General features: G+C 45.1%; 9 protein-coding genes and 2 pseudogenes. 2 read left to right on the top strand and 9 right to left on the bottom strand.

What is annotated here, in order from left to right:
* Positions 1 to 116 precede the first annotated feature (116 nt).
* Entirely contained in the window at positions 117 to 1,340 is a 1,224-nt protein-coding gene (locus BLV54_RS09510; RefSeq protein WP_090571104.1) for a hypothetical protein, read from the bottom strand.
* A gap of 214 nt (positions 1,341 to 1,554) precedes the next feature.
* Between BLV54_RS09510 and BLV54_RS09505 the strand changes: the two genes are divergently transcribed.
* A complete protein-coding gene (locus BLV54_RS09505; RefSeq protein ID WP_090571102.1) occupies positions 1,555 to 1,797 on the top strand; it encodes a hypothetical protein in 243 nt (80 codons plus the stop codon).
* A 336-nt stretch (positions 1,798 to 2,133) separates the two neighbouring features.
* Here the strand turns inward: BLV54_RS09505 and galU are convergent, their stop codons facing one another.
* From galU to BLV54_RS09470, 6 genes and pseudogenes are all read right to left on the bottom strand, one after another.
* Positions 2,134 to 3,012 (bottom strand): UTP--glucose-1-phosphate uridylyltransferase GalU, encoded by an 879-nt coding sequence (gene galU / locus BLV54_RS09500; protein WP_090571099.1) that lies wholly within the window; start codon positions 3,010 to 3,012, stop codon positions 2,134 to 2,136.
* Positions 3,013 to 3,483: 471 nt separating this feature from the next.
* Complete coding sequence (locus tag BLV54_RS09495; RefSeq protein ID WP_090571097.1) at positions 3,484 to 4,923, bottom strand: mannose-1-phosphate guanylyltransferase/mannose-6-phosphate isomerase; 1,440 nt, start codon at positions 4,921 to 4,923, stop codon at positions 3,484 to 3,486.
* 61 nt (positions 4,924 to 4,984) lie between these two features.
* Positions 4,985 to 5,320, bottom strand: a pseudogene (locus tag BLV54_RS09490) (adenylyl-sulfate kinase).
* Positions 5,321 to 5,653: 333 nt separating this feature from the next.
* Entirely contained in the window at positions 5,654 to 6,802 is a 1,149-nt protein-coding gene (locus BLV54_RS09485) for a hypothetical protein (RefSeq protein ID WP_143032471.1), read from the bottom strand.
* A complete protein-coding gene (locus BLV54_RS09480) occupies positions 6,768 to 7,850 on the bottom strand; it encodes a hypothetical protein (RefSeq protein WP_090571093.1) in 1,083 nt (360 codons plus the stop codon). The genes BLV54_RS09485 and BLV54_RS09480 overlap by 35 nt, the downstream gene beginning before the upstream one ends.
* Positions 7,851 to 8,486: 636 nt before the next feature.
* A complete protein-coding gene (locus BLV54_RS09470) occupies positions 8,487 to 9,626 on the bottom strand; it encodes a polysaccharide pyruvyl transferase family protein (RefSeq protein ID WP_090571089.1) in 1,140 nt (379 codons plus the stop codon).
* Positions 9,627 to 9,721: 95 nt separating this feature from the next.
* Between BLV54_RS09470 and BLV54_RS09465 the strand changes: the two are divergent.
* A pseudogene (locus BLV54_RS09465) lies at positions 9,722 to 10,165 on the top strand (IS1595 family transposase); the annotation flags it as partial.
* Here the strand turns inward: BLV54_RS09465 and BLV54_RS09460 are convergent.
* Complete coding sequence (locus tag BLV54_RS09460) at positions 10,159 to 11,388, bottom strand: glycosyltransferase family 4 protein (RefSeq protein WP_090571087.1); 1,230 nt, start codon at positions 11,386 to 11,388, stop codon at positions 10,159 to 10,161. The pseudogene BLV54_RS09465 and the gene BLV54_RS09460 sit on opposite strands and share 7 nt — an antisense overlap.
* 2 nt (positions 11,389 to 11,390) lie before the next feature.
* The gene (locus BLV54_RS09455; protein ID WP_176969732.1) at positions 11,391 to 15,191 is read right to left on the bottom strand and encodes a glycosyltransferase family 2 protein; all 3,801 of its coding nucleotides are present in this window, start codon (positions 15,189 to 15,191) and stop codon (positions 11,391 to 11,393) included.
* Positions 15,192 to 15,702 lie beyond the last annotated feature (511 nt).

Below are 15,702 nucleotides of genomic sequence, written 5' to 3'. Positions count from 1 at the left end.
AACACCTTTGGGACGAACTGCGAGAAAAATATTTTTATAATCGTGCATTTGACAGCATCGACGCGCTCGAGAATCATTTGGTTAATGCATTATGTGATCTCGAAAATACCCCAGCTTTAATCAAAAGTATAACTGGCTGGAATTGGATTATTAATGCAGTTTCTAGTGCGAATTAGAATAAGACCTGAGCGGTCCATCACATCAATTACAGCCTGGAATACAGTTTGAGGGGTCGTAGCATCAGTCAGTAACTCGTTAAGTTGTCTAAGTGCCTTCCAGTGCATCAAAGTCACAAACGACTCAGCAGGAACATCTTTATCGGTGCCTTCCACTCCTGGGGGGTAGTCGCCAAGGTTCATCTTAGCGGTAAATAATTTAACAGCAGCCTGAACTTCAGCTGATAGCATCGGCATCAGACAGCCAAAACGTATATGCTCCAGAGCCACCAGGCCAAAGAATTGTTGATTTTGATTTTCGCTTTGATAAAAAATCTGCTCAATCCACTGGACAGCAACCTTTCTGGTTACAATGAGCGGCATCTTCGTTAAGGCATAACCCTCTGCCAGAATTTCGATCTCGAGATCATTCGATTCCGGGATGCCGTCCCAAATGTAGCCAGGCAGGTGCATTTCGAATCCTACCTTATCCTCATTAATACTGAACTGTTTGGAAACGTCTTTTCTTTCCCGTATTACATACAGTTGCACGGGGTATTCTGATTGGCCAATACGAAGTACCATAGCCTTGGGAGAATGCTCCTCAATCAAGCACCAACCACGAATAGAAAAGTTATTTATTTCCTCTATATTGGCGTGGATGACATTAGAATCAGATAGTTTATTTAATGTCTGCGGAGGAACAGCAGTCTCTTGTTTTCTTTTTATGCTGGAGTCAGATACAGCAGTGATAATTATTCCAAGATCAAAATCATCATGCGTGATCTTGCCGCTATTGGTAAGATACCAACGCAAGCTATATGCTCCCTCTTCAGGATATTCAATCGTTATCTCATATCCTGACTCGACATCAGATGTTACTGAATAAGCTTCCAAAACGTCGTGGCGTGAAAAACGAAGTATTTCCACATCGACTTCCTTGCCATCACGCAGCAACGCAAGACCTGATGAACCTAAAGACCATCCTGTCAATCGAATCGCATTGTTTGTAACTTCTTGTTTCTCCAGCTTGATACCAGCAATGAGACGCCCCTCTCTGTTGTGCAGAAAAATGGGCGGATCCTCAGGAGACAAACGCCTTGTATCTGATGAAATTGTTATTTTTGATATATTCGATCCTGTATGGGCAGCAGTAGGTTCAGTTTTTTTGCTAGTGGTGGTCATAAATCTGAACTCGAATTGGATTATTGGGTTAGTGAAAATCAGCACTGCCGGGACGGCACCGATAAGGATTTGAATGTATAGATGATCTGAGATACCGGGGCATTTTCCGGCAGCAAGTACTTTTTATTACTGTTGTCCATGCGTTCACCCAATGTGACGAGATCCTGGTACAGTAGCCCAATATAAGACTTTTCTTGTAGATGCCAGGAAGAATATGTTCCCTTTTGCCTGCCGATGGCAAGGAAATGGCAAATCCATTGTGATCATCGATAATGCTTTTTTCAGACAGCACTTTGTGCAGACAGCTCACAACGCTGGATGCGGTAAACTGATCGTCCACAATGAATTCGATTGCAGTCCGTGTTTTAAGCTGCTTAACCATCAGCGCCCAACCAACGGTGTGATTTTGGTGGATGAAACTGAAGTGACCGATAGTAGGCGTGACTTTAAAAATTGACCCAAACAGGACAACGGTGTTCTTGTCTTGGTGCAGTCGCATCTTACTGTCCCTGGAATGAATGACGATCATACAAAATGAAATACAATATCATTATGTAAATTTATTTTATTATCCGTCGAAAGTTATAGCAAATAAACTACGAATCTCTTCAATTAGGAAATGAGCCTTTTATTTAGTGACTTTATTGCGCCACTACTTTAATGCTTTTAACATTTCGATACCGATTAAGGTAGTAAACGTCTATTCCATTAAAAAGTTAAAGCACAATAACTACCAAAGTATTTTGCTATCAGTACGCGCTTTTATGAGTGACTTAACTAATTTAAAAATTTTCTACGGTTTGATTTCCGTGTATCGCTGAAGTACTTGCTTGAATTCGGAATTCAATTCACCATGTTTCAAACCAAAAGCTATGATTGCTTCCAGATAGCCCAGTTTGGAACCACAATCATAACGAGTACCCCGATAACGGTAAGCTAGAACCTGTTCCTCTTTCAATAAGGCGGCGATTCCATCGGTCAGTTGAATTTCTCCCCCTGCACCTTTTCCTATATGAGCTAAATGGTGAAAAATTTTTGGTGTAAACACATAACGTCCAACCACCGCTAATGTGGAAGGCGCGTCCTCCGGTTTAGGTTTTTCCACTATGCGACTGATCCATTCTAACGACTCGTCTCTATACTTGCTTTCCACGATTCCATAACTGCTGGTTTCTTCTTTTGGAACTTGTTGGACGCTAATTATTGAGCAACGGTTATAATCGTAAGCCTGGATCATTTGCTTGATCACCGGTGGTTCAGCATCAATCAGATCATCCGCCAACAAAACAGCAAACGGCTCATCACCTATCACAGGTTGGGCGCACAATACCGCGTGACCAAGACCCAGGGGCTCTGACTGGCGAATATAAACGCAATTGATATCCTTAGGCAGTAGATTCTTGACATAGGCCAACATCTCAGTTTTGCCGCGCCGATCTAACTCATTTTCGAGTTCGTAAGCCTTATCAAAGTGATCCTCAATAGATCGCTTGGAGCGGCCGGTAACAAAAATCATATCGGTTATGCCAGCTGCAACCGCTTCTTCCACAGCATATTGAATCAGCGGTTTATCGACGATGGGTAACATCTCTTTAGGACTAGCTTTGGTAGCTGGCAAAAAACGTGTTCCTAGTCCAGCAACAGGAAAAACAGCTTTTGTAATTTTCTTCATTCTTGTCCCTTGTGAATATTGCTCGTACCTTTTTACTCGGCCAGTGTAGTAAACCAGCCAGGCAAAAAAACACCATCAATAATTGTAGAAAAACAACTCTATATCCAGCAATACAGTTTCGGTTACCCTTCGACTGTACAATCCTTATACATCAGATTTTTGCTATAAATATAGAAAACTTTATACAACCAAGGAGATTATAGATTTGAATTTAATCATTTTTATACTCGCAGCTTTAGAAGTAAATGGAATAACAACCATATAAATTATCAGTATTACTCTAACGCATTTGTAGGAATTCTTCCTACATATTGCAAACTTATAAACTAATCAGTCGAATATAACCATTCCCTTCTCTGTTAAATATCCAGGGCAATGGTAAAAATGTAAATCAAAGATAGACAGAATTTGCGCAACGTGAATCTAAGCTGATAACCATTTTTGTATATCGGCTCTATCTTTTCTTAAAGCTTATGTTGTGCGGCCGTAATTGTCTTCAAATCTTACGATATCGTCTTCTCCAAGATATGAACCAGATTGAACTTCAATTAAATGCAAAGGTATTTTTCCCGGGTTTTCCAGGCGATGAATATGGCCAAGAGAGATGTAGGTGGATTGATTTTCGGTGAGCAGGATTTCTTTACCATCTACCGTAACCTTGGCAGTACCACTGACCACAATCCAGTGTTCTGCACGATGGTGATGCATTTGCAATGAGAGTTTTTCTCCCGGCTTAACCATGATACGCTTGACTTGAAAGCGTTCCCCTTGATCGATACCTTCATACCAACCCCAAGGGCGATGAACGCGCGCGTGCTCGAGGTGCTCCTTGCGCTGGTTGACTTTACAATGCTGGATAGCCTCCTTGATTTGCTGAGCTTTGCTCTTGTGCATGACTAACACAGCATCGGCCGTTTCAATGACGATAACGTCTTCAAGGCCAATCACGGAGACCAATCTATTTTCAGTACGGATGTAGCTATTTCTGGTATCAGCAATGTAAACATCACCACTGGTGACATTGCCATTCGCATCCTTAGAGGCAATCTCCCACAGAGAATCCCAGGAACCGACATCGCTCCAACCGAATTGTGCAGGCACGACAGCGGCACAATCGGTATTCTGCATGACTGCATAGTCAATGGAATCCGATGGACAGGCGGAAAATGCGCGCTCACAGGGTCGGATAAAACCAATATCTGTTGTTTTTTCCTGCCAGGCTTTTTGTACGGCAACGAAAATGTCTGGCCTATGCTGCCGCAGTTCTTGCAGGTAACGCTTAGCAGTAAAAATGAACATGCCGCTATTCCAGCTATAGCCACCTTCCCTCAGGTAAGCCTCTGCAGTTTCCCGGTCAGGTTTTTCGAAAAACGATTTAACCCGACTAGGTATGAGCGAAGTGGGTGTAGCAAGCAAGATGGCATCCCCAGCCTTGATGTAGCCATAACCTGTTTCTGGCGCGTGAGGCACTACGCCAAATGTGACAAGATAATCTTCCTGGGCAGCAAGTGCTGCTGTTTTCACGGCTTCTGCAAAGGCAGTTTGATCATCTATGACATGATCAGCAGGCAGAACGAGCATCACGGCATTTTCATCCATCTGAGCAAGATGAAATGCAGCGAGTGCAATAGCTGGAGCAGTGTTACGACCAACCGACTCAAGATAGATAGCTGCTGGAGTGATACCTATCGCTTCACATTGCTCCCGGATCAGAAAGCGATGCTCTGAATTGCATACTAGGATAGGAGCTTGTGTTCGTGGCAAGTTGGTTGCACGGGCAAGCGTAGCTTGCAGCATGGTTTCCTTACCGACGAGCGACAGGAGTTGTTTGGGGTAAGCGGCACGGGAAAGTGGCCACAGTCGGGTACCACTGCCACCAGAGAGGATAATAGGGTAAATGTCTGCATGCATGATTTTGTCAAAATATCTTCTATGTATTTTTTATTAGCTTTAGCTATGATTGAACATATCTTCAGCTCATGAGTGAAATAAAAGCTGTTAATGCAATCACGCCTGCCCCGGTCAGGAGTTTAGCCGTTCCAGCGGTGCGCCGGATATTTTCAGTACGATCTTCAACTGAAAAACCAATGTCTGATTACAGACCGTGACGAATATTGTCACTATTCAGCACAAAAATGAGACAACCCAGAAAATAAAGCCCCACTTTTACAGCATGAACCAAAGTCGATTTGCCAGCACCGGAAAGACTAGTGTACCTTAGCACAGCAGAGTAGTGACTATTTTGTTGCTCACGTCGATAGCGAATCACGGTAGCGTGATGCCAAACAACGTTAATGCTTTTATTCATCCAAGTTGCTGAAAAAGCTACTAAAACTCTGCATAGAAATACCTGAGAAATATAGGTATGCCACCCTTCCCAAATAACCACAAAGAGTGTATTTTGCCCATGATTAAACGAGTGATTCCCTACGCCAAACCATGCATAATAGATTAAACATAAATAATCATTTTCTCAACTCAGGCAATAAGGATTTCTTGCAAGTCAAAACTTCTTCCTCTTAATAACGGTTGCTGCCAGCCTTATCTTTAGCCTCCAGTTCATAATAGGGGACATGCTCCCTATTTTCGTGCGTTAATTTTTTTTTGATAACCGCCGACTTAAAAAGTCTGATTCCAAGCATTAATTACGTTTAATGGATGTTCCATGCACTTTGTTTACTTTGTCGCGCAATTGATGGACTAGTTGCGCTATTGCATAAAAATCCCTTGGACTCGGCAACGAGCGGACATCACTGCCCTCCAATTGCTCTGATAGCCACCTCAAAGTGTCGGGCTTGACCTGCAGAAGATCACCTTCATTCCGAATAGCATCGTCATCATCTGCGCGGTCACCTTCGTCTAGCGAAACTCCAAGCCTCTCTTCCATCCAAGCTAAGTCGGCGGCATTTTGTTCGATAACTGGCTTGATTAGACTGGAAGACAAGCGAAGCTTGGGGCCGCCGATACGCATTAAGGCCATAATCAGGTTATTATTTTCACGTACGACATTGGGGCCGATCCCGTATCCAGGCCCAAATTTTCGATAAATAAACAGCAAAGAAAGTGCCTCTCGGGGAATTGCCTCATTGACGCGATGGATATCGCTTTCCGGAATAGTCGCGCCGACACGCTTTGAGAAATCGCGCACAACACACCCGCCAGGGAAATCTCGCGAAGAAAACGGCCAAAGTAAGACGTTCTTCCGCCCGAATATTTGGTCAAATTTCCTAAATCTCTTCAGATATTGCGGATAATACCTTCCAACATCGAAATCGCGTGCTTCGCTGGATTTCACAACCTGCTGGAACAAACTCTCCATGAAACCGAACGGCGGGCGAACATACCCAACCGCCACAACATCACAAACATGCTTGGAAATGGTTGAATGAAGATCGGAAACCTCACCAGGGCTTAACAGGCCACTGATATCCTCCCCTGAAATGATTCCAATCTCGGCATCTGACTGCAGTTCACGATCGAGTTGCTGCCGCAGACGCTGTCGCTCGCCCTGGACGGCCGCGGCGTCGAGCCCCAGCTTACGATTGAGGTGGTACTTTTCCGGGGCCGCGAGAAATGCTGTTGCCAGAGGCCCATTATGGTTCTCATGCCCAAGATCCAAGTAACGAAAACGTGAATCGCGCAATTCCCGGAACAGCGTCCGCTGAATCGACGAGCCACCCGTCTTGTGCATGCCAACATGAACAATACAGCATTGCATGAAAACTTCACCCAATAAGACGACAGAGGACCACTGCTTAAGAACTCTTGCCTGACTCGGGAGCCGTGACACTTCCCTTCATCGCTTCGAGCTGGCCCGATAACCTTTCAACTTCACGCGCCAAGTGCTCAATTTTTGTTGCCTGCACGACTGCAAGTTGCGCGAGGCGGCCCAGAAGCACATCAGTATCGAGTTGGGACCCTTTTCCATTCTTCATGGAACCGATGTCGATGCCCGGCTGATTATTCTGCGCAAGCAACTCATCGAGCTTTGCGCGATCATCAGCACATCGAGCCTGCAGCTGTTCAAGATCGTCGTCCACTGGAAGAAGCGAAGCCAGATGCTCGCCAGGTCCTACTGCCGCGTTTGCGAACCTGCCGACGAGGCGATCATAAAAAGCAGGGAGTACTTTTTCCTTGACTTGATTATTGAGCAAGAATCGCAAGTAGATTTCTACTCCGTCAGGACTCTCATTCGCCCGTCGTGGAGAAAGACCAATCTGCTGCATTCCACAAAGCGAAATAAAGTCGCCTAATGTGTCGCCAACGGCATCCAGATTTCTCAGAATAAGACGCCCCGCACTGCTGTCAGCTACCGCCTTCAGGCAATCACCAAATCGCGGCGTGTTGCGCTTAGCCCACTCCCTGAACGGCTGAATCGGGCCGGGATACGTCTTGTGCTTGATCCCCCATTGGATATATGCGGATCGAGCCCAAGCATCGTGCCGGCGGACGTAGGCCAGCAGAATCACGTCGAGGTCGGGATCGCGCAGCTTCTTCAGCGCGTTAAGTGCCGGCGCGTTCCGATTGAAGAACGATTCGTTGCTCCAGATCAGCGTATGTATTCCTGATGCGCGCGCCTGTTCGAGGGCAGGTTTAAGCACGTCCAATAGCTGCTGCTCGGCAACCTCCGCTGGCAGTGCGTGGAAGGCGTCGTTGACGGTGGTAGGCTCCTGCCAGTCGTACTTCTTCTGGGCCACATACTCGAGCATCAACCCGAGATACCAGAAGCCGTGCTCACGCAGCTTGTCCTGCTGCAGCTTGAGCGTTTGCTGGATCGACGTTGTCCCCGTCTTTCCTGCTCCGAAATGGAAAATGAACTTCAGTGGTCTAGGCTCCATGGTTTAGCGCTTCCGCGGTACTACCTCGGTCGGCACGCTACATTGTGAATCACGCATCCACCCACTGTGCCGAGTATAGGAAAAAATAAACGCCCTAAAATATACGATAGGCCGCATATTTAGTCAATCCAAATTCCGCGATTAAATTTTTAATCTCTCCTGTAGATGCTCCGGGGCATGATCGCGGAAGCGAAAGCAGGCAGGGGGCAGTGGATCTGATGACGAGTATGAGCATGACATCCCTAAAATTAAATTGCTGAATTAGTTATTAAAACTTTGAGAAAGCCTACTAGGGTGTAAGCATACTATTCTCTATTTCGGTGAGTTAGTATCAGCGAAAATGTCTGCCTGCATAACGTCCCATACTTTTTGAGCTGCTCGTATTGGATATCCGCTGAACACCGCCGCAGAATCCTCCTTGTCAGAACCATGGTTTGCTCGTGAAGACGTAGCTCTATGTATAATTGGCATCCGTATTTCCCTGAGTAATCTGCCAAAATACATGCTAAGTACCAGCATCACCCTAATAAGTTTTATCCAACACTCCTTAGTTTGCGCCATAGCAGCATAATCGTATGGTCCATGGAATCTACTGGGTAGATAAAAATTCATTCTCCTCAATTTGTTTCATTTAAATCATTCTGCCAATTGATTTAAGTGGATCGAAGTCTGAATTCCCAACTCGCTTAGTAATTCCCGGTTTCTTCTGGCAAGCCTGATTCTGTTTTCATCAAACTCATCCCCTCTGATTCGAACGTATTCGAATATTTGACGAAGTGAGTTACGGCTGGTGTTCATTTCTTCTGTGCCCATCGTTGGTACATGGAGAGAATCGCATAATTCCTTGGTTCTCGCATCATGATGAACGCAGATCGCAGGAATACCGCTATTTAAAGAAAGGATTGTTCCGTGTATTCGCGTTCCTAGTGCGTGTGAAAAATGCATCAGATAGGCAATCCAAGAATCAATCGAGTGTGGGATATAAGAAAAACGGCGAAGTTTCTCTATGTACTGTTCAAGTGTAGCATCTGGATCAAGAAATGCAGCAGATTTAGCTAAATACTCCTGTTCAGCGTCTTCAAGCACTTCGCCAAATACCGCCTTAATCATCTCAACTGGCCGCTGAATAATATACGCACTTCCTGGCTGCAGAAGTAACAATTCAAAAAGCCGTCTCTCGATATTGCGTGCTTTCTCTTTGATATATGCAGCATGCACAGCGATACGTGTTGGATTTTTGTGCCATCTAGCTTCAATCTGTTTTCCAAGATCCCTACTAGGATTCAGCAGGATCGAAGGACATCCCATTACTTCGGTATTGTTAACACCGTAATTCTTGCAAACTAGTTTTGTGAATTCACCACGAACACCCAAAAAAGGTGTTCGCTTCGATACTGAATTCAGAAAACGCTTCGTTCCATCGGAAAGCTTTGGAATGTACTTGGTATCATCTGACGGTGCACCAATTCCAAGTATCGCGCAGGGTAAATCTAACTCTTCAATGAAGTCTGCAAGCCAGCCAAAATTGCTGCCCTCCCTAAGAAAACTAGAAGCCGGAATTACCAATCGATCAATTTTTCCTTTAAAAAAGGCTGGCTTTGCACCATATTCAATTTTTACCTTAGGTTGATCAATAAGTATGTCTGCTGCTCGCCAAAACGCAAAGTTACCTATGTTGTGCCCCGAATTATTCATTAATTTATCTGATCCAGAACGCCAAGGTGATCCAAAAGTGCCATTATTATTAAAAAGAATGCCGATACGATTAGTTGTCATTGATGCTTATCCCATGGAATTAAAAAGAATTTAGTTAAATTACTTCCGGCAAAGCCGGAAGCTTATTTTTATTAGCCCCTCAAAGAGGCAAAAAGCTGGCGCCACCTATTAGAAAAACAAAATTCAGGCAAATCATTCGATGTTTTTCTCTGGATTTTACTGCTACCAGTACAGCTCAATTGACTGATATTTCGATTCCATCGGTCAATAACATTTATCTTAAAGTGCGGGAGCGAATTGTCCAGTGCTGTAAGTTGGAATCGCCTCTGCAAGGTTCTGTAGAGGTCGATGAATCTTACTTTGGCGCACAACGCATCCGCGGGAAACGGGGTCGCAGTGCCTATAGCAAAATTATTGTTTTTGATGTACTTAAGCGCCATAGAAAGGTATATACGAAAATTGTTCCAGATTGCTCTAAAGCAACTCTGCAGGCCATTATCCGCGAGCATGTAGCACCTGATACTATCATTCATTCGGATGATTGGTATGTCTACGATGGATTGGTTGACATCGGTCTTGACAAGCACTTTAGTCATAATCTCGTATAAACATCGAAATGATTTGTTACACATTTAGATATAGATGAGAACTCTGGCAAACTAGATGATAAATCATTTAAAAAATCAGGATCTTGAATTAATATTCTTTCAATGAGGGATCTTAACGAGATGCTGTCCCGAGCGCGATAAAGTAACCCTCCTACACCATCTTTTACTTTCTCCGCCATTCCCCCAATATCTGGACAAATCACCGGCCTCCCGAATTTGAACGCTTCCTGAATCACTACCGGCGAGTTTTCCCACCAGATTGACCCCATCACCACCCAATCGGTGAGTGACATCAGCTTGCCTAGCTCTTCTGGCTCATAGGGGCCGTGGCAACGGACGATATCCTTGTTTTCAGTAAGTAAGTGGTTGATCTTGTTCCGGTAGCCTTCCTGTTGCCACTCCAGCCCAGAACCATAAATATCGAGTGACACCTGCTTGCGCGCTTTTTTGGGTAGTTGGGCAAACGCTTCAAGGATCAGATCCACACCCTTGAACGAATTGATCTGACCAAAGTAAGCAAACCGACCATGTGGTTCGTCGGGTTGTATCGGCCGTAGCGGTAGTTTTTCTCCAGGTGGGAGGCCATTCTCAATTACTGTGATCTTTTCTGCTGGAATTCCCCAGGCAATATAACGCTGACGTAGGAATTCGCTGGGTGAGATAAACTGATCGACTAGGTTGAAGTAAGTCTTTATATAGCGCTCGCGTAGAAAAAAATCCTCGGGTGTACGGTCAGGAAAACATTGGGAGCATTCGCGCGGGCTAGATTGATAACACAGACGACCGTCAGTCTTGATCATCTGCCCAGAATTCATGCAAATGGCGATGTATTCGTGCAGAGTCAACACAATTTTAGCGTTTGGACAGGTGCGCTTAGCGGCCCGGATCATTTCCAGACCAAGCCAGACATAGTGATGAAAATGCACAACATCAGGCTGGATACTGCGTATCATCTCAACAAAGTCGCTATCCTCCCCGAGAGCAATGGTAGCGGTTAGGTGGGATATGTCGGCGTTACCAGCGATAAGATATTCACGTTCGTTCATAGCTGCAACCGGTGTACCTAGGTGCATTAATTTTGCATCAGCACGGGCGACGAACCAAGCGTGATGTTGTTCGGTTTGATTGATACCCTTGAACAAATTGTAGGCGGCAATTTCACCACCGCCCTTGCTAAAGGTGGGGTGGCCATGACTAAAAATGACGATACGCATGATTAGATTTTACTCCCTTCCGGATTGGCGATCTCGCCTTTGAGAATTTTTTGATGGTAGCGCCAGCCGTTGAATAGCGTAAGGAGCTGGCGATAGCCGGCAATACTTTCCAGGTTTTGTGATTGGCGCTCAAGGTGCCAGAGCTTGGCAGCAGGAACTAACCAGAGAGTCAGTCCGCGTTTGCGCAGCTTCAGGCAGAGGTCGCTGTCTTCAAAATCACCAATGATGTACCCTTCATCCAGTCCGCCAACAGCGTCATAATCAGCCTTACGCAGCATGAGGCAAGCGGCTGTCAGCATCGGATGTTGAGTTGGATCATCGCCTTTAGTCCAGGTGATGCCCTTGCCTGGATGCACGTTTAGGAGAAATCCTGGGAAGAACGGATCGTTTTTGGGGTGCATGCCGGCGTGCTGAACGGAATTGTCGGCAAACTGTAGCAGCGGCCCAACCGCACCGGCCTGAGGTAGCTCGTTCAAGGCTTTGTGCAGAACCGAAAGCCAACCGCTCGCTTTAGGAAGAACATCGGAATTAAGCAATAACAGAGTATCTGCGCGTGACACGCGAGCACCAATATTGTTTGCGCCAGCAAATCCAAGGTTCTGTCCATACCAAACAAGGCGAAAGGGTTTACAAAATAGTTGGTGATAGGCTGCCGCCATATCGAGTGCAGGCGCCAGAATACCTGGATCGTCAATGACGTAAATCAGATCGACATTGTCAAAATCAGGATCATCGACAAAATGAGCAAGCTGATGGCGCAGGAAGTCATAACGTCCATACAGCGGTACGATGACTGACATGGCTGGCGATACCGGCGGTTTGCCGAATTGGCGCTCCAAAATGTTGTTCACCTTTTTCCGATAGGATGCACTGATGAACTCGATAGGTCGACCAAGAGATTGATTAAAAAGGTCATAAAGTGAGCCGCGAATTTTATCAGGAGCTGGAATAGTACCTAGAATGTTCTTGATCAGTTGCAGCGCATTTGATTCTTCAACGGTAGCAGTTAAGAGCTTCAGCCAGACATCACCACGCTCGCCAAAGTGGAAACAAATTGTGCGGAGCTCTCCCGTCTTGGTCGGCATAGGGACGTGGCAAACAAAGCCACACATGTCCGTGACTTCAGGGAATCGTTTTTTCAAGTTTTGCGATACATCCAATCGTGCCAATGGAAAAAAGTTAGTTGTAACATCACAGAGTTGACCATCTGGATCATGCACGGTAATGCTTTGTGGTGGCAGCTCTGGTTCGTAGCGCCAGCCAAAAAGCAGCATGCCGCCCTCACCCAAAGCAAATACACGGTCAATAGCAACAACGGTGGTTGCGGGATTATCCACATGAGTGGGCAAAGTTTTCTGACAAGCTAAAAAATTAGCACGTATTAACCACCTGAATCGCCCATCAAACTCAAGTAAGCTGCGCATAGCAGTATTTGCCGAAAGCAGTTGTGTAAGCGGTACAACCAATGCAGGATTGGCATTCATTACGCTCAAAAGTACCGACCAATCAGCTACCTCTGGAGTAGTAGAAAGGATATTTCGGGTTGTATATGTCTGGATTCGAAGTTTGATCTGTGCGAGATCGAGGAAGGTGGGCTCATCGATCAAGACCACAAAGCCTAGTGCACGGGATTTGAGCCATGGAAATGCTGAAAAAAGATCCGATCGGTGCACCTTCCTCAATCGGTCTTTGATGTCAATTCTGGAGCTTCCTGCTATCAATTCGACTTGAGAAATATTTTCACTTTCAGTAGCAATCCAGCCGTGAAGCAACAGTACCTTATCAAATAATACGAGCGCATGATCGATCGCGGCAATTTTTTCTGTTTGCTTATCGAATGACTCATCTTCCTTATCATCCAACCAGAACAATAACTCTTTGTCTTTCAGCTTTTCGGCAATTAGACGTAACGCAGGGCCTGCATAAATAAGCGTTTTCTCTGGGATTGTACTTAGAAAATTCTTGACCAATTGCAGTGCATTGGATTCTTCGGTAATAGTTGCGAGCTTCAGCCAGACATCACCACGTTCACCGAAGCGAAAACAAATTGCGCGAGATTCTCCCGCCCTAGTCGACATGGGCACATGGCAAACAAAGCCGCACATGTCCGTGACTTCAGGAAATCTTTTTTTCAAATTTTGCAACACATCCACTCGCGATAAAGGAAAAAAGCTATGTGTAACATCACAAAATTGACCATCCGGACCATGCACGGTAATGCTTTGTGGTAACTGTTCTGGCTCATAGTGCCAGCCGAAAAGCAACATACCACCCTCACCCAAGGCAAATACGCGATCAATAGCAACAATGGTAGTCGTGGGATTGTCCACCTGGCTCGGCAAAGTTTTTTGACGAGCAAAGAAATTAGCACGCATTAACCACCCGAATCGCTCATCAAAGTCGGGTAAGTTGCACATGGTAGTGTTTGCCGCGAGCAGTTGTGCAAGAGGTTCGATCACGGAAGGATTGGCATTCATTACACTCAAAAGAATCGACCAATCAGCCACGTCCGGGGCAGCATGAAGGTTATTCCGGGTTGTGCGTGTTCGGATTCGAAGTTTAATTTGTGCAAGACCAAGAAAGTCGGGTTCATCGATCAAGGCCACAAAGCCTAGTGCACGGGATTTGAGCCATGGAAATGCTGAAAAAAGATCCGATCGGTGCACCTTCCTCAACCGGTCTTTGATGTCAATTCTGGAACTTCCTCCTATCAACTCGACTTGAGAAATATCTTCACTCTCAGCAGCAATCCAGCCGTGAAGCAAGAGTACCTTGTCAAATAATACGAGCGCATGATCGATCGCGGCAATTTTTCCTGTTTGCTTATTGAATGACTCATCTTCCTTATCATTCAGCCAGGACAATAATTCTTTGTCTTTCAGCTTTTCGGCAATGAGGCGTAACGCAAAGCCAGTATGAATAAAGGTTCTCTCCAGCACGCTGGTATCACCCGTCAATGTGGTCAGCATGACGGATTGCTTTGATCTTAACTGTTTATCAAATGCAATAATAATTTCGTCTGCACCAGTAGCATCAAAGGGTATCCAGGCTACGATCCCAACTTGCGAGCGGTTACTTTTACTCATGCCCAATGCCCTGCAAACATCAGGACGAATGGTACGAATACAATGCACTTCTTGTAGATCGGGTTTGAGTGAAAACTCTTTTGGATCACTTTGCTTCGTTTGCACGTAAACACTTCGAACAGGCATTGAGCGGTCATCTACCCAGCCCACTAATATGATGCCGGTATCGATCATTACCGCACATTCAATATAGTGTTTTATTTTCTGTTCGAATTCAGTTTGTATCGGTATTACGTTGCTAATCTGTGCCTCCGCTAAGACTGCACTTTGGCTGTCCCCGTTATTTGCTGGAATTTGAATCGTCAACTGAAAATCAACAGGTTTCATTTTGCTGTTTGCATCGGGTATCCAACGTAACCCGTATGTTCCCTGTTCAGGGTTTTTAACGACAAGCTCAAAACCCGGATCAAAATCTGAAGTGACAGAATTGGCTTGCAGAACATCATTGCGCGGCATTCGACGAATTTCTGCGTTGACTTCCTTGCCATCTCGAAGCAATGCAAGACCAGGTAAACCTAAACACCACCCTTTCAGTCGAAATTCGTTATTAACAAGTTCCTGTACCTCTAATTTGATGCCAGCGATCAAGCGTTTCTTGCTGTCACGCAAAAGAATCGGCAAATCCTCAGGAGACAAAAACTTTGTATCAGACGTGGTCAGTTTTTTAAATGCATTTGCTTCTGTATCTGCAACAGGTGATTTAGTTCTTTTGTGCATGGTATCCATAAGTCTGAATTTGAATTGGATTAGTAAATGCCAGTGCTAAAAGTCCGGCGCCGATAAGAGTTTGAGTATATAAATAACCCGAGATGCTGTGGCATTTTCCGGCAATAAGCCCCCTTTATGACTTTCGACCATGCCTTCGCCCAGCACGAAGATGCCTTGGCGCAGTAGTCCAATTTATGTGTGATTAATAGTTTTGTTCCATAGACAGATTTTAATTTTAGATAGCGCAGCACTAGCAGTCTCGCTAACGACCCGACCATAGATGCATCAGAAATAATAGTATCAATCAATCGCGTGATTTTTGTGGATGAGATCAAAAAAACCACTGGTTGGCATGGCTTAAGAAGCCAGTGAAAACTTAATAACCATATTCCAGACGTGGCACAGGTGCTTGGCACCGTCACTGGAAATGATAATGGGACGAATGACGATCATAGGAAATAAAAACTATCGCTTGTCTAAAGCATATCGTATGTCTAAAGCGGATTCAACATTACCCTTA

It is taken from the genome of Nitrosomonas sp. Nm33, assembly GCF_900107265.1.
Classification (GTDB): domain Bacteria; phylum Pseudomonadota; class Gammaproteobacteria; order Burkholderiales; family Nitrosomonadaceae; genus Nitrosomonas.
This window is presented reverse-complemented; position numbering and strand designations above follow the sequence as displayed.